Origin of the sequence: Bacillus sp. TH22 (genome assembly GCF_016651015.1) — a bacterium.
GTDB lineage: Bacteria > Bacillota > Bacilli > Bacillales > Bacillaceae_G > Bacillus_A > Bacillus_A mycoides.
In genome coordinates, this window is sequence record NZ_JAEKER010000001.1 from 2101845 (window position 1) to 2122998 (window position 21154).

A 21154-nucleotide genomic window follows, 5' to 3' on the forward strand; every position below is an offset into this window, starting at 1 on the left:
ACTAGAAATGAAAATACAATTAAAAGCTGATTTAATGCTACTACTAGTTACATTTTTTTGGGGTGCATCCATCCTACTTACAAAGCTTGGACTTGATGGCATAGAAGAATATAATTTAATCGCATTACGATTTATTATTGCCTTTCTTTTATCAGGTTTAATATTTTACAAACATTTATTCAAAGTCGATTTTAAAACTGTAAAATATGCTTTTATACTAGCTTCCGTTTTATTTATCGTTTACATTTTCGCGACATTCGGTACAAAGTATACTAGTGTCTCTAATGCTGGTTTCTTATTATGTCTCACAGTCATTTTTATTCCGATATTATCAGCTATATTTTTAAAACACATTCCTGAAAAGAAAGTTATATTAGGAATCATTTTAACGATAATAGGAATCGGCTTATTAACATTAACTAGCGAATTCAAGATCGGTAACGGCGATATATTTTGCATACTATCTGCTTTATTTTATGCCATTCATGTCATCATTACTGGAAACGTAACAAAACATGTGAACTCGATTGCGCTCGGGGTCATACAACTCGGTTTCGTCGGCCTATTTAGTCTTATTTTTTCATTAGTGATGGAAACCCCAAAACTTCCTAGCACGATCAACTCATGGCTAATCATATTAGCCTTAAGCATATTTTGCACCGCAGTCGCATTCATCGTGCAAGTTATCGCCCAGCAATACACGACGCCTACACATACGGGACTTATCTTTTCATTAGAACCTGTCTTTTCGGCAGGATTTGCCTTCGTTTTCACAGGCGAAACGCTCACAGGAAAAGGGTATTTAGGGGCGACGCTTATATTGTTAAGTGTGTTGATTGCTGAGATGGATTTTAAGAGTTTGTTGAGGCCTAATTATAAGAAGAATATAGAATAGGTAACTACACACATCTGCAGTTCATTAGAAAAAACAAATACCCGACTATTATTTCATATAATAGTCGGGTATTTAGATTTTCAACCTATTATTTTACATAGACTAGCTGAATGGCATGTAACAGTTCCACGTTATTATGCAGAAACTAGCACTTTCTCTTTACGCAAAATTCCCATTAGCCCGCCAATCAACAGGAGAACCGCCGGTAAAATATAAAAGAAAGAAATACAAATTAATCCACCAACTGCAGCGATTGTCATCATCGCACCGCCAAGCTTGGCTCTATTCTTCACTACAACAGATCCACAAATTCCTAATATAGAGAGAAGAACACTTCCCCATCCTAAACCGATAAGTGTATTCGCTCCATCCGCATCTAAAGCAGAACCAAGCCCACCAATAAATAACGCAATAAATGCGCATAAAATACCGAAAATACCACCAATAAGTCCTAATACAAATTCTGTTGTACGTTTCATTTTCAATACCCGCTCCTTACTTCATTCCTATTTGTGTTTTACCTACAGCAAATTTCCGGCGACATTATCCCATATACTTGCTCCAAAGTCTCCGTTACTATTTTTATCCAACTAGCAACAATCAGTTTCATACTCCAAACGCCGCAACCGTATACTCGTATGTATCCCCGCCTTTCCCTGTTACAGAATCACCTGTCTTACTATGACAGACTACTAAACTGAATACCACAGCACTCCCTCAAACAAGTGTCCTTAACTTTTTTATATTCAACTACCTTCCATTACATATAAAGTAAGATTCCCAAGCACATCTTAACAAAGTTACGACTCAAATTTTGTCGCATTATGTCACACAAGAAATAAAAAAGAAGCAACACTAAACATTGCTCCCTTTTAATGGGATAAACGCTTCTCCCACTCTTTCACCTTCTCAATTCTTACATCTAATTTCTTAGCTACTTCTTCTATACTCATTCCCTTAAAGAGCATTCCAGCTGCAGAAAGAGCTTTATCTATTTCTTCTTGCTTCTCTTGCTCATATAAAGTGAAACTTTAATCAGTGGGGGTTTTGTTCATCCCCCACTGATTATTAGTTGAACCAATCGGGCGTTTACGGGCAGTTGATCTCCCACCTAACTCCTTTGCTCCAGCCGAATTTTGAGGTGGGAGTTTTACTGCCCACAAATAGCGGGATAAACGACCTACTTTTGTCAACCGTAACCACTCCTTTACCTTTTTATATGCCTTCTTCTATTTTATTATCCACTCTCCACAAACCGCCCAAACTCCTTCAAAAATCTCAGCTTAAAACTACCCACAGGCCCATTCCGATGCTTCGCCACATGGATCTCCGTCATCTCCTTATGCACCGTTTCCTTATCGTAATAATCTTCACGATACATAAGCATAATGACATCCGCATCTTGCTCAATTTGCCCTGTCTCTCTTAAATCTGATAAAAGCGGACGCTTATCTTGACGTGACTCTACGGAACGAGACAATTGCGACAATGCTACTATACAAACATTTAAATCACGCGCTAACAACTTAAGCTTACGTGAAATTTCACTAATCTCTTGAAATCGATTGCCCTTATGCTTTGGATCGCCCGTAATAAGCTGTAAATAATCTACAATAACTAACAGCTTTTTATCCCCGTGCTTCCTCTTTAACTTACGAGTCTGCATCCAAATATCCTGCATCGTAACACCGGCTTTATCATAAATCTCAAGAGGCAACTCACCAATCTCCGCGAACGCCTTACTCACCTTTTCCCAGTCCTCTATCGTAAAACGATGCTTCGGATTTTTCAGCCTACCTCCTGACACTTCGCCCGCGCAAGACGCCATCCTTTTTAACAGTTGCTTACTACTCATCTCTAACGAAAACAATCCAACTGCCGTTCCAGACTTCGCCGCATGCAGTGCAATATTTAACGCAAACGCCGTTTTCCCCATAGAAGGACGCGCTCCAAGAACGACAAAATCCCCTTCCTGCAATCCGCACGTCATCTTATTTAACGATGTATAACCAGTCTCAATACCAGTATTCTCTTTCGTATCTTGATGAAGCTCTTCATACAAACCAACTAAAGCATCCTTCAAATCAAACTCACATACATAGTCCTTTTCCTCTAACTCACAAAGCGCCGTAATCGTCTCACCAATAATTTTCTCATTCTTCTCCGCAATAAGACGCTCTCCCATCTTGCGCCCAAGAACGCCAGCCTGATACATTTTCCATGCACCTCGAACAAGCCCCTCATAATAAGAGAAGTTGGCAGTTGTAGGCACACCCTCTATTAACGCTATAAAATACTCCATCCCCCCGATATTCTCCAAAAAATTTGGATTCATCCTAGAAACGAGCGTCACAAGATCAATTGGTTGCCCTTCATCTTCAATTTTTCGCATTAACCGAAATATAGACTTATGCACCGGCATAGAAAAATAATGCTCCGTCAAACGGCACTCCTTAATAAGCTCTCCATCAATTAAAAGAGAACCTAACACCGTCTTTTCCGCCTCCACATTTTGAATACTCATGGACGCCACCCGCGTTCAGTTAAGAACCGCTGCAACTCTTCCTCTGACAGCGCATTCTTCTCCCACTCCTCGCACCTCGTCAAAAACTCCTCCGTCTCCCCGCTACTAACAGACGACTCCTTCTTCCTAAACTGAGCCGTATCTGCCTCAACCTCAGATACTTTCGTAAACCCTTTCCCGTGCCACCCACGCAAAATCCCCTTCACATAAGCAACCGTTCGCTTATTATTCTCAAACGCAATTTGAAGAGCCTTCAGCACAAGCTCCTCTGACAAATCTTCCATCCACGCACTCAGTTCCTCCACAGTATGAGGAGACAAACTACCAAAATGTTGCTCATAAAAAGAAAACACGCGACTTCCCGTCTCTTCCTCTATAACCTCTTCTTCCTCTGTCTCCTCACAAACTGGCCCGACATCATCCACAGCCAAATCACCCGGCATACCGAAATGAGCTAAAAGCATCGGAACATTCAGCTCCTCCTCTACGCACTTCTGAAGAAACATATGTACAAACTCCTTATTCTTCACACTCTTCAGCTCACGAAGCACACACTTCTCCACATTCGTATTCGTCACCGGATTATAACGAAGCCAATTTAAAATAAATAACTCCTTCGTCTCCGCATCATAAAGAATCTTCCCATAATCAATGAAGCGCTGCACTAACTTATCAACAGTCCCCCTGTTATAACCAGTCTCCATCTCAGCTAACCGCTTCGGAAACGGAAAAATCCCGCACTGCGTCGTCTTCGAACAAGTTAACAAATAAACATAAAAATACCGCTCTTCCGGCGTCAAATCCAAAACAAAATCATCCTGCCAAAAATTCACCTGCACTGTACGATACACCGCCATCCCAATTCCTCCCGTCCTCATTCAAAAGTAAAAATTCTTCTTTGTACTATATATAGGAAGGAGGGCCAGGTTTTTGGCGTGTTATTTCAAATTTTTTTTTGACTACTACTACGGTGTTTGTTGGTGTTTTTGTTTTGTTGTGTTTTTTCTTAGTGATTTATTACTTCGTAGGGGCTTGCAAGGGGTATAGGAGGTGCTTGGTGTCGGTTACTTCGATTAGGAAGACTCGATCTGAGAAGCCGCCTCGTTCTTCTGCTTTCTTTTTACGGATTGTATCGATTTCTTCTAGTGTTGTGCCTTCGTGTTCGGCTAGGGCGTTGATTAGTTCTAAGAGGTCGGATAGTTCTTCTAGTTTATCGGGTTTTGTTTTCGCTTCGATGTATTCTGTTAGTTCTTCTTGTGTTTTCTTGCATAGTTCTTTTATGTATTCATCTTCGTTTAGGATTCTTGTTAATGGTGTTTTTCCGTTGGATTTTATTATTTGTGGGATTTTGTTTCGGATTAGTTTGTTGTAGGTTGGCATGGGATTTTCCTCCGTTTGGTTTTTCTTCTATTCTTTGTTACGACCTAGTCTATCTAATGAATATATAATGTATCTCCTTTTACTCGTACATATCCGAAATCTTTGTTATCCATGATTTATTACACCTTGTTATTTGATACTCTTATCTTATCAGATGTGTATCAAAAGGTTGTTTCAAATTATGATACGTTCCAAAAGTGAATCCGATACCATATGAGACTATCAGAACCCTTATTCGATCGTTTCGTAAAGTACATTGCAAAAAGTGTACCTTGTGATACAAGGAGCTAACATCTTTCTATAACTGAATTTAGAGGAACGGTGAGTTTTAAGTTGTTCGATAATATGAAATTTATGGTAGTATTAACGGGGGATGTTTTTCAGTAGACATATACTTCTATTTTACAAATTAAGGGGGATGTACTTTGAAAGTTGAAAAATACCTTGGCGACGAGAGATTACGCCATAGAGTTGTGTATTCGAAAAGCTCTTATACAGAATGTATATATTGTGGGGAGGAATCAAGTACAAGGGAGCATATTCCTTCAAAAGTGTTTCTAAATCGCCCCTTTCCTGAAAATCTTTCAACTGTATCAGCCTGTTTAACATGTAATAATTCTTATTCATCTGATGAAGAATTATTGGCTCTTCTGATTCAATTACTTAAGCAAAAGCATTATGGTTCAGAATATACGTTCTCCGAAGAGGTAAATTCTAGAATGGAGAATGTGAGAAATGTTAAATTGGTAAGCAAAATAAAGCAAGTTATCGAAGCGGATAACGTAAAAGACGAGTTTCACGACAACATTTTAAGAATGCTGATTAAATTAGCTATTGGACATTCAGTTTGGGATATTTCTGAAGGGTATTATATTGATGAGGATGGAATAGCAGCCGATTCAGCTAAGGTAGAATACTCCTTTATTAACGACATGACAGATGAAGAAATTAATAAATTTTCAATTCCTTTTGATATTACTAATGAACCACTTCCTGAGCTTGGGAGTAGGGTTTATGAAGGAAGGCTATTGGTTTTAGAAAGGGATGGCGAAGAACCTAGATTATTGCTCGATTGGGCTACAGTTCAGCCATATGAGTATAATTATACTTGTTATCAGTTTGGAGATATAATTGTTGTTAAAATGGTAATAAACAACTTTTTATTTGCAGAAGTAACTTTAGGTGAAAGCCATTCTTGATAAACCAGTGCTTTGGACGTATCACTCCGTTACGCTCTCAGTGAAAAAGCTTTCCTTTTATAAAAGAACGAGCCTAGAATTATGCAGTGACCCCTGTCAAGTAGACAGTATTAAAAAAGCGCAACTAAGCATGCATCTACCCCCTTCTAGTTAACTTTAATTAAAAAGCTAATAACATAATAAAGTAGAGCGATATAATATTACAACCACTCTACTTTACTTAAAACAATATATGTAACTATTACAAATAGAAACCTTTTTTATAATTTACCTGATGTTAGAAAAAGTCCAAAGACATTATCTCTATGATAATGAATACTTTCAATTGAAGGCTTAAAAAAGTCCTCTTCAGGAATGTAAATTTGCTTTCCATTATAATTTTGTAAAAAATCACTTTCAATTGAAGGATGTACTTTTAACGTATAATCATCATTTAACGTGAAAAATCCTTTATCAAAAGCCCAGTGAATATCCCTACTTAAAGCCAATCCATTATTAGGTCGGTACGATCCATCATGACTTTTAGGTTTTATATGTGCAGCTTCTAAATTGAGAAAATTATTACACTTAATAACACTTCTCGTTACCGCACATTTCCCCTGGTATGCTACCATAGTAAAATCTCTAAAACTATTAGCATTAAATAAGTCTTCAATTTGCTTTTCAGAATTTTTAATTTTATCAGTAACACTACTATCTACAACTACTTGTAAAGGAGTTGTAGATAGTTTCTCAATCTTTGCTTCCATTTCATCCAAAACACCCTCATAAATTGCATTGTTACGACGCATATCGCTAGCATCAATAATGTCTTTACATTTTTGATAAAATGCAGATTCAATAGGCTTTATTATCTCTAGATAATACACAGTTTGACTTGTTTTTTCTATAATTTCCTCTTTTTTCAACGCAATAATATCCCCAGCTTCAAAAAAATACTGAGACATTTCTAGGGCATTATTAGAATATATTCTATACTCATCCCTCGGCCTTACTGCAGTACTTCCATTATATTTATCATTATGGTAAATGTAATTACAATAAATTTTTTCCTTATTTTTTGTGTATAGAGGGATAATTGGTAATAAAGATGAGTCATTCTTCACATATTTAGACAATGGCGGAAAAAAAGAAAGAACTCTTTTATCTTTAGATATATATATATACCTTCCTCTCGATGCCCTATTACCTGGTTCTGTAATGCTTCCTAATTCTTGGTGCCCTAATTTCTTCAAATAATATGTCATAGTTTACCTCCTGTGTATGTAATTCATTTCTTCCTTAAGTGTAAGCTCTCTCCTCATATAATAATTTAACATATTTTAACACAAAAAAAGAGAAGCTATTAAAAGCTTCCCTAGAAAACTATCTATAATAACACTTCGATAGCTTCAGCTAACTTCTCGGAAAATTTAGGCGGAACTGCATTTCCAATCATTTTATAATTATCTCCTGCACTAGATATAAACTCATAGTCATCATCAAAGGTCTGTAATCTAGCAGCTTCACGTACAGTAATTGTACGCGCCTGAGTAGAATCAGGATGTATATGTCTTAAACCATCTTTATAAAGATGAGCTGGAATGGTATTACTAGGCTTATCCCATCGCAATACATGGTACTTATGAACATTTGAATTTTTCCCTGTAATTTGAGTGTAAAGCTGTTTTAGCGCTTCACTAGACGTATATTTATATTGACCATTTTCAATATCTTCAGCTAATAGTTTAAAAATTCCAATGTCCCGTTTACTATGAAATCTCGGTAAATGATTTGGAATTTCATAATTTAAAGAATGCGAATTTTTTTTACCATTAACTTTGATTTCTTTATCTAAAGGTAATAATTTAGGTAAATCTTTAATTGTGTCATTCACCGTTTGAGTAGATTCTTTATATTTTGGAAGATGTTCCACATAGAATGATTTTAGAAGTTTTTGCGCATCTGGATACAAATCCTTTCTTAGACCGATAATGATTACACGTTTTCTTTTCTGTGGAACACCATATTCCGATAAATCTATTTGCGCATAATTTTTCAGGTCATCAACTATTTCATATCCAGATTGTTCAATGGCATTCTGCATAAGCTCTGTAACAGGTGTACCTCCAGGTTTAGCACTTAATATTCCAGGTACATTCTCAAAGACAAATAATTTTGGTTGATACTTCCTTACAATCTCTAAATAACTCTCGAATAAATAATTTCTATAGTCATCTCTCATACCATTTTCATCACGTATTCTACCTGCTACTGAGTATGCTTGACAAGGAGGACCTCCAATTATTAAATCTAATGACTTTCCCTTTAGCAATTTATCTAGCCCTTCATGGGTTCCATAATTCGGATCATTGATCCAGCCATTAAATAACTCTTCAGTTCGTTGAATATCGAATCTCAGTACTCTTTTGTCAGCATCTTCTATCTTCCATTTTGTTACTAATCTATTTATAAGATTTTGCACTTGAGGTTTTTCCCATTCTACAGCAGCTACCATGTTAAAATTAGCTTTTTTTTCAAATCCTTCAGAAAGTCCTCCACAACCAGCAAAAATATCTATTAAATTATACTGACTCATTGCTATTCTCCATCTATATTCAAATATTTTTTTAGTTGTATGCCTAAGTGATATCCTAATAATGGGGGCACGGCATTACCAACTTGCTTATATTGTTCTGTTTTGTTACCTAAAAATTCAAAGTCATCTGGAAACGATTGTAATCGAGCATTTTCTCTAACTGTCGGTACTCTATTATATTTATAGTGAAAATGATTCCGATGCCCTGTATCAATAGTCTTTGAAGGCTTTTGGCTATGATAACGAGTCCAAGCTTCATTAAACTTTCTACTCTCTCCTACACCAGGCGGTAAATCTTTATGATTTCCTCCTTCTGGAACTTGAGAGATGACATTAATTACTTCAGGTGTATGCTTTGTCCCTACATGATTATATAAGTTTTTAGCATACTTTCTCATTTGTTTTTGATACACTGTTTTAGGCGGATTTAAATATTCACTAATATCTGTGCCTAAATCCTGTTCAAAATCATGTAAATCACCGATTGCATCTTCACATGTTACATAATTTTCTGGAGTAAGAACCGGTTCTGGAAATTCAAATTCCATACCATTTGATAATCCAACAAAAAATAAACGTTTTCTTATTTGCGGAATTCCATAGTCAGGAGCATATAAAACTTTAGAAGTTATTGTATATCCTAAAGTTTCAAATTCCTTCATAATAGCTTCCTTCGCTTTTCCTTTATATAAAGTGGCTAAGCCAGGTACATTTTCTAATACAAACGCTTTAGGTTGAAAAAATGCAACAGCATTTACCATAGCCTCAAACAGCGTATTACGCTCATCATTTTCATTACGTTTTCCAGTCAATGAGAAACCTTGACAAGGAGGACCACCAATTATTAAGTCGATACTTTTATTATCTGTAAGATGCGCCATTTCTAATATAGTAGATCCTTGAAATAGATCTCCATTCATAGCAATAGCCCCATTATGATTTTCCTTAAAACTCTTTAAAGCAGGCTCATTATTATCAATGCCTAGTAAAACATCATAACCTGCATCCATAAATCCCCTTGATAAACCACCGCAACCACAAAACATATCAATAACTGTAGGTTTTTTATTATTCAATATTCTCAACTCCAAATAACAATCCATTTTACATAAATAATTTATCGATTAACATACTATTTTTTCTTATATTGTTGCTGATTTGCACTACTTTTAATCCCGATTTCTATTTTTTCATTTAGCTCTCCATATTTTACTTCATGCAAAAATAATGAGCCTAGCGAGCGTCTATCACCAATAGCTAATCGATTCCATTCATAACCTTTAAATAAATCCTTAATCAAAAACATCTCACCAGGATTTAAATTTTCAACTTCTTGAACGGCCAACTTCAAACAATCCATTTTACTCAATTCCCCTTTGAAATAAATTAATGCTAAACATAAACATATACATATGTTTATAATAGAACAAACGTTTATATATGTAAAGAAAGTTTACTAGATTTGAATACATTCACGTCTAAAGTAAAATAATTTTTCATCTTGCTATCAAGAAATAATATACTTACCGTATTCATTCTTATACAAGACATACCAAATTAGAAAAACCTCTATCTAAGGTCTTTTTTATTATTATAGAATAATTTACACCCGATATCATTTAAAATAAAAACTATCATCTTTCAAAAAAAACACATTAAAAGTGTTCCTTTCAAAAGTAACAGCACGTTAAAAAGGAGCCCGTTTCCCCAAAGGCCCCTATTCAAATACTACATTCTCAAAATTAATAAATACATACTAAAACTGTATTAATTTAAGAAGTGCCTCATTTTTATTAGTTTGATCTATACAAAAGGTAAGATCGGATTGATATTTTAGATCAAACACTCCAAGATCTTTCAAATGTACTTTAGGGATATCAGATACCTTAACTAACTTAGTCGATTTAATTGAAAATTTTTTTTCATATTGTTCGGAAGTTTCTCGATACCCATACGCTAACAATTTCCTTTCAAATAGTTCCGCACGGGATAAAACACTTCTAATTTCATTCACTAAGTCGCTTATGCTTTTGCCTCCCGACAAATCCTCTTCAAGATAAAGAGAATATACATATCTACTGGATGAACATAAATTGGTCTGGAGCTGTTCATCCGAAAATGTGTGAATATGTCTATTTAAGGACGTTTTAACCTCAATATCAACCTTATTATTACTGAAGTCAAACTTCTTTTTATTAGGCCCTTCCCAAACTAATATGGCTTTTTCTGGTGACTTTGTATCTAATATAAAACTCAATTCCCCCCATAAACCTTGCAACTGCTTTTCTGTTAGAGATGGAGCAAAAGCTAGCAACTCCTGCCACTCTAGAATATATTCTAATATATCTCTTGGATCAGACATTAAATTATTGACACATCTATCTCTAATTCCTTCTGCAAGAACAGGAAATAAACTATTCAACATAGGATCCAAGCATGTTATCACCGCCCAATCATATCTAGTTCCCTTTCCATTTAAATACAATTTTTCAGATGCAAAGTATTCTAATAATATTCCTTTAGTAGACCTTCCAGCTTGAAGAAACGACCCTTGAGAGTACCTTAGCAACAAACAAAGATTGTTTAAATAGTTTTTTCCTACAAAAAAATTGTTTATGATTTGTTTCATCGTGTATTCAGCTTTATCAGCGGAAGGGCTTAATAGATCAAAAATATCCTTATAATCCGAAGCTCTCATATTCTCCTCCTCATGATATATTAAACATAAAAGCATAGTTACCCTCAGGGAAACGAAAGACAGGAATCCAAAACTTTTGGCCGTCCCACTTTTCCCCATTTTGTCGAAGCATAAGTAACGTCGGTAAATCATCAGGAATTGTATTTAGATCCGTACTTGTATAAACATTTTTTAGATTATCTACCTGTGAAAGATTACGATCTATTTTCACAGACAAATAAGCACTGCTATAATTTTCTTTAAGCTTTTCCAAAGCCAAGCATATCCTTTCTTCTCTCCATAAACCAGGTGAATTAGGGTCAGTCTTTGTATGTTTTAATAATTCAGAAAACAAATCGATTGATACTTCAATATGTCCATCGTTAAAATAGGGTTCAAGTAACGCATCAAGTATTTGTGTACTATTAGCTACTTCCTTTTTTTTATATAATGGCTTGTGAGGAAAGTACGCACTTCCTGCAGCAAATGCCCCAATTTCATTAGGATCAAGTACATTTAATCTAGTTGGTCTAAAACCCGACAACCATATGCTTCTTAATCCTTCTTCTTTATGTTTATTAATAACCTCTCTTAAGTTAGTTTCCGATTCATAAATTAGACGAAATCTATCAGCTAATTGCTGTGGTAAAAAAACACGACTTACAGCTAAATCCCGCGAACGATATCCATACATTCGAGCATGTTGTAAAACCGTATCCATTTGAGGTTTCTTAGTTTGTCTGCCGTAATAGGTAACTAGCAATCGTTCAATAGTTACCCCCCTTCCTAACTTTGCACCTCCTATTAAGATATTGTATATATTATCGTATCTTGGTTCCCCACTCGAACTATCAGTATTAAGCACCTGAATATCTGTACTAGAAATAATGAATTTTAGTTTATCTATAATTTCTGCAAATGAAGGCACATCTACAGCTTCTATCAAGATCTCATTGTATGCTTTGCGAAATAATAGCATAGTTCGCTCAGTTTCAGGCGTTCTTTCATCAATATATAAACTTCTAGCTATTTGATCCGTGAAATTTCGGATTATCTGCCTCACATTTTCATGATGCTTTTTTTTCAAACTAACATGACATAAAAAAGAAAAGCTCGTCCCTTCAAACCTAAGGAGTTGAATCGTTGCCCCAATATAAAACCAACAAATAGAGTATTTTAAACCCTCTGGTAGATTTAGATTATCTGAAGTAAGCATGTCAATTTCATCATTAGAGACAATCGATAGTAATTTACTTTCTTCCCCATCAAAAAAAATATCTCCACCAATGTATCCCTCTCCAGGTTCCAATAAAACTGTGAATTCGGGTCTATACAAACTAGCTAAACCTTGCAAAAAGAGTGCTTGCGGTGTGGCCGTAACCTGAACATATGTTTTTATACGAAAATTTTTTCTTAATTCACTAATTAACGCATTAATTTTGCTTGGATCATCCTCTTCCTTTCCTATATTTGTATTTAAACTAGCTTGATCTGCTTCATCATCGAAAATTATAGTTGGTTGTGTATCAGCTTTTGTGTTAATTATAGTTTTTGTTAACTTTTTTAGGTTTGTTACATTCTTAGTGGAAACAAAGACTACACCGTTAAGTTGTAGTTTATTCTTAATGCTATCAGTATTATCTGCCCACTCCTCCTTTCCTACCACTGTAATTCCAGGAAGAGATTGCCTCAACCTACTTATTGTTTGCTGATATAACCAAAGATTATCCGATGTCAAAACAATGAAACATTTATATCCATTATCAGCAGACATTGCTAATGAGGCAATTAATGAGTTTGTTTTCCCACTTTGAATTCTTCCAAACATTAATCCTCTCCGCTCACCGTTTGATTCTCTCCAATCAACAGCATTTTCCACAACTTCTGCTGCTTTTTTTATAAGATCATCCGAGGAAATATTTTTTTTTCGTAGGATCATTTTGAAGTGTGTAATATGAGTTCCATCAGTAACTATTGTTTTAAATGGAATTGCAGGTTTTGTTACCCTACCCATGGCCTTTAATTTCAAAGTATCAAACTCAGAAACAAATTTTTCACGCTGTTCCTCAATGGCTTTCATTACTCTTTGATTAAACATCTCCGTAACGCTATTTTCTTCCTCAATTTTTTTATTTTGAAGTCCCTCATCTTTATTCATAACTTCTAATCCTCCTACATACATTTACTTCTATTATTATTTAGCAAAAACACGCTTTAACTTTTGATGTGCATCGTGCAAACCGCTTTTGACAGTGCCAACATTAATATTTAAAGAATCAGCTACCTGTTGATAATCCATATCCTTTTTGTATCGAAGTAAAACCAATAAATATTGCTTATCAGTAAGTACACCACGTATATTTTCCCAAAATTCCATATTCAACAAATAAGCATTATACCCCTTATCCATATCAATCAAAGGAAAATGTATGATTTCAGCATCGTCCTGAGGAATCTCTCTTTTCTTTTTCTCAAGCATATTCAATGCTGTATTTTTAATAATCGTTTTATACCAAGGCCAAAAAATTTTCGAATCATCAAATCTATACCAGTTATTCAATACTTTAATAATAGACTCTTGAATAACATCCATCGCTAAATATTCATCTCTTATTATCTTTTTAGCCTCCTTAAATGCATCTAAATTGTATGAATAACAAAGGGCCGCTAGGCTATTCCATTCACTATATTTTTCATTAAACATCATATTAACCTCCTTCCAAACTTCACTACTTTATATACAAATAAAAACTTTCTTTTTGTTGGGAATTAAAGTTATTCAATAATATGTATTTTTTACCATTAAACCAAATAAATTACACATAACATAAAGTTTTATACAAAAAAACCATCATCACCTTCATTCCTAATTTATGTAACAAACCAATCCCTCCTACATCCACTCCCCATCCCAAAACAAAAAAGCACCAGGTTCCCCCCGATGCTTTCCCCCACTCTAAAACAAATGACAAGCCACCTGATGCCCCTTCGCAATCTCCACCATCTTCGGTACTTCCTGTGCGCATTTTTCAGTGGCGAATTTGCAGCGCGTTCTGAATTTGCAGCCGGATGGTGAGTTGAGTGGGCTTGGTACTTCTCCCTCTAGGATGATCCGTTCTTTGCCTATGTTTGTTGGATCTGGTTCTGGCATGGATGAGAGTAGTGCTTGTGTGTATGGATGTGCCGGTTTTGTATATAGATCTTCGCTGTCGGCAATTTCTACTATGTTTCCTAAGTACATGACTCCGATTCGGTCTGATATGTGTCTTACCATGGATAGGTCATGTGCGATGAATAAGTATGTGACGCCTGTTTCTTCTTGAATGTCTTGCAGCATGTTTACGACTTGCGCTTGGACTGAAACATCTAGTGCTGAGATTGGTTCGTCACATAGGATGAAATCTGGTTTTACAGATAGTGCGCGCGCGATGCTGATGCGCTGTCTTTGGCCTCCACTAAATTCGTGCGGATAGCGATATAAGTGTTCTTCTTTTAAGCCTACCTTTTTGAGCAGGTCTAAAATGATTTCTTTTTGTTCTTCTTTTTCGTAAGAGCCGTGAATGTTCATTGGTTCGCTAATAATTTGGAATACGTTCATTGCCGGGTTTAATGATGCATATGGATCTTGGAAAATGATTTGCATTCGTTTTCTATATTCTTTTAGTTCACTTTCCTTTAAACTTGCGATGTCTTTTCCGTCGAATAAAACGTTACCTGAAGTGACATCATGTAAACGAATGATGCTTCTTCCTGTCGTTGATTTTCCGCAGCCTGATTCGCCTACTAATCCGAATGTTTCACCTTTTTTAATTGTGAAGCTTAAGTCATCGACTACTTTTAATTGCTCTGTTTTTCTGCCGAATAGCCCCTTTTTAATAGGAAAATATTTTTTTAAGTTCCGAACTTCAATTAAGTTTTCTTCATGCTGTCCAACATCCTCCATCAGTTGATATAACTCTTTCTTCACCAAACTGAAATAGTACGCTTTCCATTGCTCTTCAAATTCCTTGTCGTACACATATTGAATTGATTCAATATGTGACTCTTCTTGCTCTTTCAATAAAATCACCCTTTCATTCCCATTAACATCATTTACTATAAAAGGGGTTTTATCCCTAAATAAAAACATACATTAATCAATTCCTATATGTACAATGTATGAGGCTACACTTCTGGGACAACACTGGCAGTCCATATTTTACAAAGGAAAAGCTCTCACTTTAGAACAAAAGAAAAAGAAAAGACACCCAAATTGAATTGAATGTCTTCATTAAGTCATTTCACTTGCGTAATGTAATATGTTTAAAATTAATCATCATCGCTTCTTATAAGATATAATTACTATAAGTAATATCAACAAATAAATTGGAATGAGGGATAAATATTTATGACTGATTGTACTTGTAATTGCCGAAAGTGCCAACACTGTATTCACAAACAGGTAGAAACTCCTAAAATGGAGATACAGACCATTTCCATATGGTTTAATGATTGGGAAAAAAAATCACATATTGCTTTATATAAAAAAATGCAGAGCAACTATAACGCTACTAATGAATTACTCTACAGCAACTTATCAGAACGGTTCGAACAATATCAGGAAGAGGTATATAACGAACAGGTAAATCAATATAGCAATCCTATCGATATAGACTACGCTGAAATTGGTAGCGAAGCAAATTTCCGTTTAGAACAAGATTTATTAATGAAGTATCAATTCCATTTTTCATCACTCGTAAACCTTTACCAAGTATTCGAACAACAAATACGTAAACTCTTATACAAAGAATTAAATCATCGTTTAAGTAATGTCCGTACACAAGAGGATATGCCGAATTTTGCTACAACATTTGGAGCTATTAAAATTTTATTTAAAAAATTGAATTATCCATTTGGAGAAACTCCTTCATGGTCAACAATAGATGAATTAAACAAAATATCTAATACCTATAAGCACGGGGATGGGAATTCAGCTAAAAGCTTGTATCGTAAGAATAAAGATATCTTTGCAAATGAATCTACTCGCTTTTTTTACTACGATGAACCTAAAAGCAAAGAGGAAGAACGAGCATATATTAATTCGCTGGATTCAAAAGAATTAGAAGAATATCAGCAAAATGAAAAAATCTTATTAATAGAACGTGAATTAACAACAAATACAGAAATCGTTCTACGACAAGACAAAACATCTTTCGAGAAATACGTCACTGCTATCACCGATTTTTGGGAAACTTTCCCTGAACACTATACAACTCAAGTTGAAGTTGTAACAGAAGAAACAGACCTTGTTTAGTTGCTTAAAGCGCTGAACTATTAGTGAATCCTTAATAATACGATTAGCCGTTCTTCAATTACTTACAGAACGGCCCTATCTTTATAGACTAAAAAACAAAACAGCCCTTATGATGTTTTGACAGCCTGTTCTTGCAGAACTTCTTTTAACAATTCAATAGCGTTTTCTTCACTTAAGTCATTAGTTCCAAGTTCACCTCGAAAGGATTTGGAGAGAATAGATTGTTTAAGTGCTTTAATACTATTCTCTCCGCTGTCTCTCCCAAGTTAGCAAGTACATCCCATTTCCCACGGAAAAATGAAAAGTTGGTAGTCATATTTATCACCGTTTTCATAAAAAACATATAAAATAAAAACTATTTTACTAACACTGCAATATAAAAGACCAAATGCAAAAATCCATACACTTGGTCTTCCTAAAATCTAAATCAAATTTAGTTACTTACAAATCCCTTTAAGAGCTTCTTTTCAAATGGGTCCAATTGAATTGACTCTATATCCAACTAACATTAATGAATTGATATACAACGACTCTAAATCATTGACTTTATTTTTTCTTGTAGTAATTCTTTTCTCTTTTCTACAAACTCTTCAAAGTCTGTAAAATCTAAACTAACATCTGGAATGTAATGTTTATTCATATACTCTCTCTTCGATACAGTGTCCTTATATATTTCGTTAAGCCATTCTTCAAATTCCATATTAGATTTCTCTATATTAGGAATGTCCTCTAATAACTGTAGGTTCATAATTGAATTACAAAAATCTAAATATACTTCCATCTTACTTTGCGGGATTCCCTTTTTAGTTAAGTTTCTTTTAACAAATAAACTCTTTGCGAAAATATGGTCTAAATGAAACTTATTTCTAAAATCTAAATTTGGATACAACAAGGCTAAAATTGAGAATGTATGCTTTTGACCGTATTCATAGGTTAACAAGTGCTCAATCTCATCCTCATTAAATGAAAAGGACTTTGCGCCACCTTTAAATTCATCAATAATTATTTGTAGTGGAAACTCAATGTAATTTGCAGCAATAATTCTTCTTAGGGGTCTTAAGACATTATCAGGTTGTCCACTGAATACTCGTTTTAACAACCCTAAAATTAACCACTTACTAACAAGTTCTCGGTCATCTTGATAATGTTTTGACTGAATATAGCTATGAGGGATACCCTTCTTCAATAAATAATAAGCAATAGGAATTATTGCATTATTTGAAGTTAAAGTATCATGGCTATATCCAAAACTCGAAACCAAAGTAACAGCCAATCTAATAGCGTCTTTAATATTATCCCAGTTCTGTTCAATTTTTTGCATTGTTTCCGCATTAAAATTATCCACCTTGAATGCAATATCCTTAAAATCACAGAGAACTAAGCATGCTTTAAGAACAAAGTCCTTATCAAAGTTAAAACCATTTCCAATTTGATTTATTTCATCAACAAACTTTGTAATCTCCTGTCTAGCATCCTTATTTTTCCATTGAGCTGTGGCAATTGATAACAATAAATCTGAATAACTTAAAGTTGTCCCTCCACTATTTACTCGAATAAAGATATTTAACACTTTATCAAGCTTCTGCTCTTTTTCTAAATAATAGTTAATACTTGGCGTTTCATTAATCGCTTTATACAACTTAAATAACGTTTGATTTGCAAACAACGCTTTTTCCTTTTCGATGGAACTTAATCCATTTTCAATTAAATACTGGTTCACTTCAAATTGTTCATTAATATTTAGGATATCCGAAACTTTAAACCAATACGCATCTTCGTATGTAGCATTTGCTTCTTCACTAGTTAAAAATCTAAAATCATAAACAGTATCAAAATCCTGTGATGGTCCTAATAAATCTATATATAAATGTTTTTCAGGGTAAGCCAGTGGATTTTCTCTTCTCATTCTTGGCAACTTATAAGAATATGTACCTTTTAACGCAATATACATAGATGTTAATCTTTGTTGTCCATCTAAGATTGCGATAATATCTTCTTCTCCATTAATACTAGCTAAAGGATTGTGACGATTGTTTTTCTCATGATAACTTCTAATAAATTCATAAAACTGAAATTCTTTACTCTTCTCCTTCTTTACATCCCAAAATAAGAATGAACCTACAGGATAGCCTTGCATTAACGAATCAAATAATCTTTCAATTTGGTCTGTTCCCCAAACAAATTCCCGCTGAATCGCTGGTAAAAGGTATTTCTTTCTGTGAATATTTTCAATTACTTCTTTAATTGTGATAGGTGTTTGAAAAGCCATGTTATTCCCCGCTTCCGATAGTCTGTATATTTTCAACTAAAAAGTTTGCACTTCAATTTCTGCCTCTTTAAGCTCTTTCAAAAGGGAAAATTCAACTTCTTCAACTGACTCATTATAAGGTAAGTAAGCTAATCCATGAATATCAGTAGGAAGTTCTACAGTAGATTTATGTAAACAACAAACGTTTAAACGACCAAGTTTTCCACTAAAGAAACCTAGTTCAAAAACCACATTTTGTCTTGCACGAAATTTTAAATTTAAAGACTCCAAAGGAACATTCTCATACAACGCTCCGATATCATCTGGAGTTAACAAAATAATAGCGTATTTTACATCCGAATACTTTTCAAATTTTTCGATTAGAGTCAATCCACCGTTTGCCATTCTGTTTAAAACAATAGGTTCAAGTCCAGCTCTATTTAAAATCCCTTCCGTTTCTAATAAGGCTGTTCTATCCCTTCCATGTACAATAAAGACTCGGTTTTTTATCGATTCCGACGGAGTCTTTTGGGAATCATTTTTATTTTCTTTTTCAGTTTTATAGCTAGTTAAATTTGGTATCATTTCTTCTAAAAGATTAATATGATTAATTAAAGAATCATAACCGATATCATTAATAGTCTTTCCAGTATTCGAGAAGTGGAAAGATTCAAATTGGAATTCTGGCAACTCTAACTTTATTGCACAATCATTTAATACACTTACGAATCGCTGGAAAGCGTCGATATATCGCCATTCTTTATTATAATTCCTTATGTCCTTCATTATTTTTTTCATTTGAAAGACTGTAGCATTGATATGTCTCGTCAAGAATACCACCTCTGTCTCATTGTTTATGATAATTATACAATAAATTCCTATCTATTATTTCTTAATTTTCAAAACATCATATATATTAACAAAAAGTATAATACTACAAATAATTAGAACCTTACTTCTAATCCTACTCCATTCGAAAAAAGAAGCTTTAGCTAGAACCGTAAAATAAATATACAGGAATCCCCAAATTCGAAAATGTAATAAAAAAGCCCCAAATTCGGAGCTTTTCATCGTGAAAAATTCACTATTTCTTATGTTTTCGAGACGGTAATGATTCTGCATTATAAATCTCTTCTGTCTTTTCCTTCTCAAGATTTTCTTGTATAGAACTCTCCAGTAAAACGAGTTGAATAAGAAAGGAAATATCATGTAAATAGGAACTAGAACCAAATTCTCTCAATTGCTTCAAGAATCCGCCTACCGTCCACACAATACCAATACATACTATATAAACCGCTATCAATGCAGATGCATGTTCTCCCTTTCCATTCCTTATTTCAAAAAAAGCATAAGACAGTAAACCTGTAATTGGAATTGCAACAGATAATTGTCGTACAACCTCTACCAGAGGAACCTTTCGATTGTATTCTTCAGCCGCTATCTTTCTTTTTATAATTTCATCTAATCTTAGCAATTGCTCATCAGTTGTAATCGAAAATTCCTCTTGTAACATTTTTCTAAATGGACGAACATTATATCCAAGAGATTCTGAAAGGTCTAACTTAAACGTTCTCTTTTTGTATTGTTCTCCCCATATATACAGTAGCAGAATGTACATAACAACACATATAGTTAACATCCAAAAACTGAAATTTAAATAAACTAGATAAAGATAGACAATCGGAAGACCAATAGCAACTAATAAGTATAGAATAATCCACTTGTTCATCTTTATATTTTGGAGAAACATATTTTTGAATCCAAACCGTTTTTTGTATTCCATTAAAAGTTGATACATAAACATCTAAACCATTCCTTATGCTGTATTATTTTAACTTATTATACACCTAATAGTTTACCATATATAAAAATATACAAATATATTTTAATGTCAAAAGAAACGTAAATTACAAATCAACTTATGTATATTAGAAATACCACACGAGAAAATTTCTAATATATTGTCATTTTTATAATATACATAGATATTTTTATACAAAGCGTAATATAGAGCAGTCAATCTGTCTTTTATACAACGAACAACCAGAGGTGAACTAGTGAACATTTTTTTGGATTCAAACATACTATTCAAAGACCCTTACTTAGAAAAAGTGCTTAATAAAACGCTTAACAGATTAGCTAGACATGAAGATGTAAAATTATTTATTAACAAAGTAGTTTATATGGAAGTCCTACGAGGTCACAAAACATTTCTTGAAAACGAAATTAAGTCAGTAAATACTGCCTTAAAAAGAATGAATCCATATTTAAATTCAGAAAAAAATGTATCAAGAGATTCAAAAACATAAAAAATTGATACAATATATACCGAATTTTTATGAATACGAGACTCAATCAGG

19 protein-coding genes are annotated in these 21154 nt (G+C 34.2%); 3 read left to right on the plus strand and 16 right to left on the minus strand.

Going from position 1 to position 21154, the window contains the following annotated elements; all coding sequences use genetic code 11:
* The first annotated feature begins 7 nt into the window (after positions 1 to 7).
* Complete coding sequence (locus tag JFU18_RS10700) at positions 8 to 895, plus strand: DMT family transporter (protein ID WP_201034790.1); 888 nt, start codon at positions 8 to 10, stop codon at positions 893 to 895.
* Between the two features lie 134 nt (positions 896 to 1029).
* Here JFU18_RS10700 and JFU18_RS10705 read toward each other — a convergent pair whose 3' ends face one another.
* From JFU18_RS10705 to JFU18_RS10725, 5 genes are all read right to left on the minus strand, one after another.
* Positions 1030 to 1374, minus strand: a complete 345-nt coding sequence (locus tag JFU18_RS10705; protein WP_061689516.1) for a DUF4064 domain-containing protein — start codon at positions 1372 to 1374, stop codon at positions 1030 to 1032.
* Between the two features lie 552 nt (positions 1375 to 1926).
* Positions 1927 to 2088: a hypothetical protein gene (locus JFU18_RS10710; protein ID WP_201034789.1), complete on the minus strand. Its 162-nt coding sequence runs from the start codon at positions 2086 to 2088 to the stop codon at positions 1927 to 1929.
* Positions 2089 to 2132: 44 nt separating this feature from the next.
* Entirely contained in the window at positions 2133 to 3419 is a 1287-nt protein-coding gene (gene dnaB, locus JFU18_RS10715; protein WP_201034788.1) for a replicative DNA helicase, read from the minus strand.
* Complete coding sequence (locus JFU18_RS10720) at positions 3416 to 4276, minus strand: DnaD domain-containing protein (protein ID WP_201034787.1); 861 nt, start codon at positions 4274 to 4276, stop codon at positions 3416 to 3418. Before JFU18_RS10720 ends, dnaB begins: the two co-directional genes overlap by 4 nt.
* A gap of 160 nt (positions 4277 to 4436) precedes the next feature.
* Entirely contained in the window at positions 4437 to 4799 is a 363-nt protein-coding gene (locus tag JFU18_RS10725; protein ID WP_201034786.1) for a nucleoside triphosphate pyrophosphohydrolase, read from the minus strand.
* Positions 4800 to 5224: 425 nt separating this feature from the next.
* Between JFU18_RS10725 and JFU18_RS10730 the strand changes: the two genes are divergently transcribed.
* Positions 5225 to 5998, plus strand: coding sequence for a hypothetical protein (locus tag JFU18_RS10730; protein ID WP_201034785.1), 774 nt, complete (start codon positions 5225 to 5227; stop codon positions 5996 to 5998).
* 260 nt (positions 5999 to 6258) lie between these two features.
* On the opposite strand, the gene JFU18_RS10735 is transcribed toward JFU18_RS10730, so the two are convergent.
* The 8 genes from JFU18_RS10735 to JFU18_RS10770 all read right to left on the minus strand — a co-directional run bounded on the left by JFU18_RS10735 (position 6259) and on the right by JFU18_RS10770 (position 15196).
* The gene (locus JFU18_RS10735) at positions 6259 to 7245 is read right to left on the minus strand and encodes an HNH endonuclease (protein WP_201050306.1); all 987 of its coding nucleotides are present in this window, start codon (positions 7243 to 7245) and stop codon (positions 6259 to 6261) included.
* Positions 7246 to 7367: 122 nt separating this feature from the next.
* Entirely contained in the window at positions 7368 to 8576 is a 1209-nt protein-coding gene (locus JFU18_RS10740; protein ID WP_098873064.1) for a DNA cytosine methyltransferase, read from the minus strand.
* A 2-nt stretch (positions 8577 to 8578) separates the two neighbouring features.
* Entirely contained in the window at positions 8579 to 9652 is a 1074-nt protein-coding gene (locus JFU18_RS10745) for a DNA cytosine methyltransferase (protein ID WP_098873065.1), read from the minus strand.
* A gap of 56 nt (positions 9653 to 9708) precedes the next feature.
* Entirely contained in the window at positions 9709 to 9936 is a 228-nt protein-coding gene (locus JFU18_RS10750; protein WP_098873066.1) for a single-stranded DNA-binding protein, read from the minus strand.
* 396 nt (positions 9937 to 10332) lie between these two features.
* Positions 10333 to 11274 carry a PD-(D/E)XK motif protein gene (locus tag JFU18_RS10755; protein ID WP_201034784.1) on the minus strand — a complete coding sequence of 314 codons (942 nt, stop codon included), beginning with the start codon at positions 11272 to 11274 and terminating at the stop codon, positions 10333 to 10335.
* A 10-nt stretch (positions 11275 to 11284) separates the two neighbouring features.
* Positions 11285 to 13411, minus strand: a complete 2127-nt coding sequence (locus tag JFU18_RS10760) for a Z1 domain-containing protein (protein ID WP_176546292.1) — start codon at positions 13409 to 13411, stop codon at positions 11285 to 11287.
* Between the two features lie 36 nt (positions 13412 to 13447).
* Complete coding sequence (locus JFU18_RS10765) at positions 13448 to 13957, minus strand: RNA polymerase sigma factor (RefSeq protein ID WP_201034783.1); 510 nt, start codon at positions 13955 to 13957, stop codon at positions 13448 to 13450.
* 252 nt (positions 13958 to 14209) lie between these two features.
* Entirely contained in the window at positions 14210 to 15196 is a 987-nt protein-coding gene (locus JFU18_RS10770; protein WP_201034974.1) for an ABC transporter ATP-binding protein, read from the minus strand.
* Positions 15197 to 15640: 444 nt separating this feature from the next.
* Here JFU18_RS10770 and JFU18_RS10775 point away from each other — a divergent pair, with 444 nt between their 5' ends.
* Positions 15641 to 16546, plus strand: coding sequence for a hypothetical protein (locus JFU18_RS10775; RefSeq protein WP_201034782.1), 906 nt, complete (start codon positions 15641 to 15643; stop codon positions 16544 to 16546).
* Between the two features lie 532 nt (positions 16547 to 17078).
* On the opposite strand, the gene JFU18_RS10780 is transcribed toward JFU18_RS10775, so the two are convergent.
* The 3 genes from JFU18_RS10780 to JFU18_RS10790 all read right to left on the minus strand — a co-directional run bounded on the left by JFU18_RS10780 (position 17079) and on the right by JFU18_RS10790 (position 20598).
* Positions 17079 to 18815 (minus strand): GmrSD restriction endonuclease domain-containing protein, encoded by a 1737-nt coding sequence (locus JFU18_RS10780; protein ID WP_201034781.1) that lies wholly within the window; start codon positions 18813 to 18815, stop codon positions 17079 to 17081.
* A gap of 36 nt (positions 18816 to 18851) precedes the next feature.
* A complete protein-coding gene (locus JFU18_RS10785) occupies positions 18852 to 19625 on the minus strand; it encodes a TIR domain-containing protein (RefSeq protein ID WP_242486489.1) in 774 nt (257 codons plus the stop codon).
* Between the two features lie 253 nt (positions 19626 to 19878).
* A complete protein-coding gene (locus tag JFU18_RS10790; RefSeq protein WP_098628837.1) occupies positions 19879 to 20598 on the minus strand; it encodes a hypothetical protein in 720 nt (239 codons plus the stop codon).
* Between the last annotated feature and the right edge of the window lie 556 nt (positions 20599 to 21154).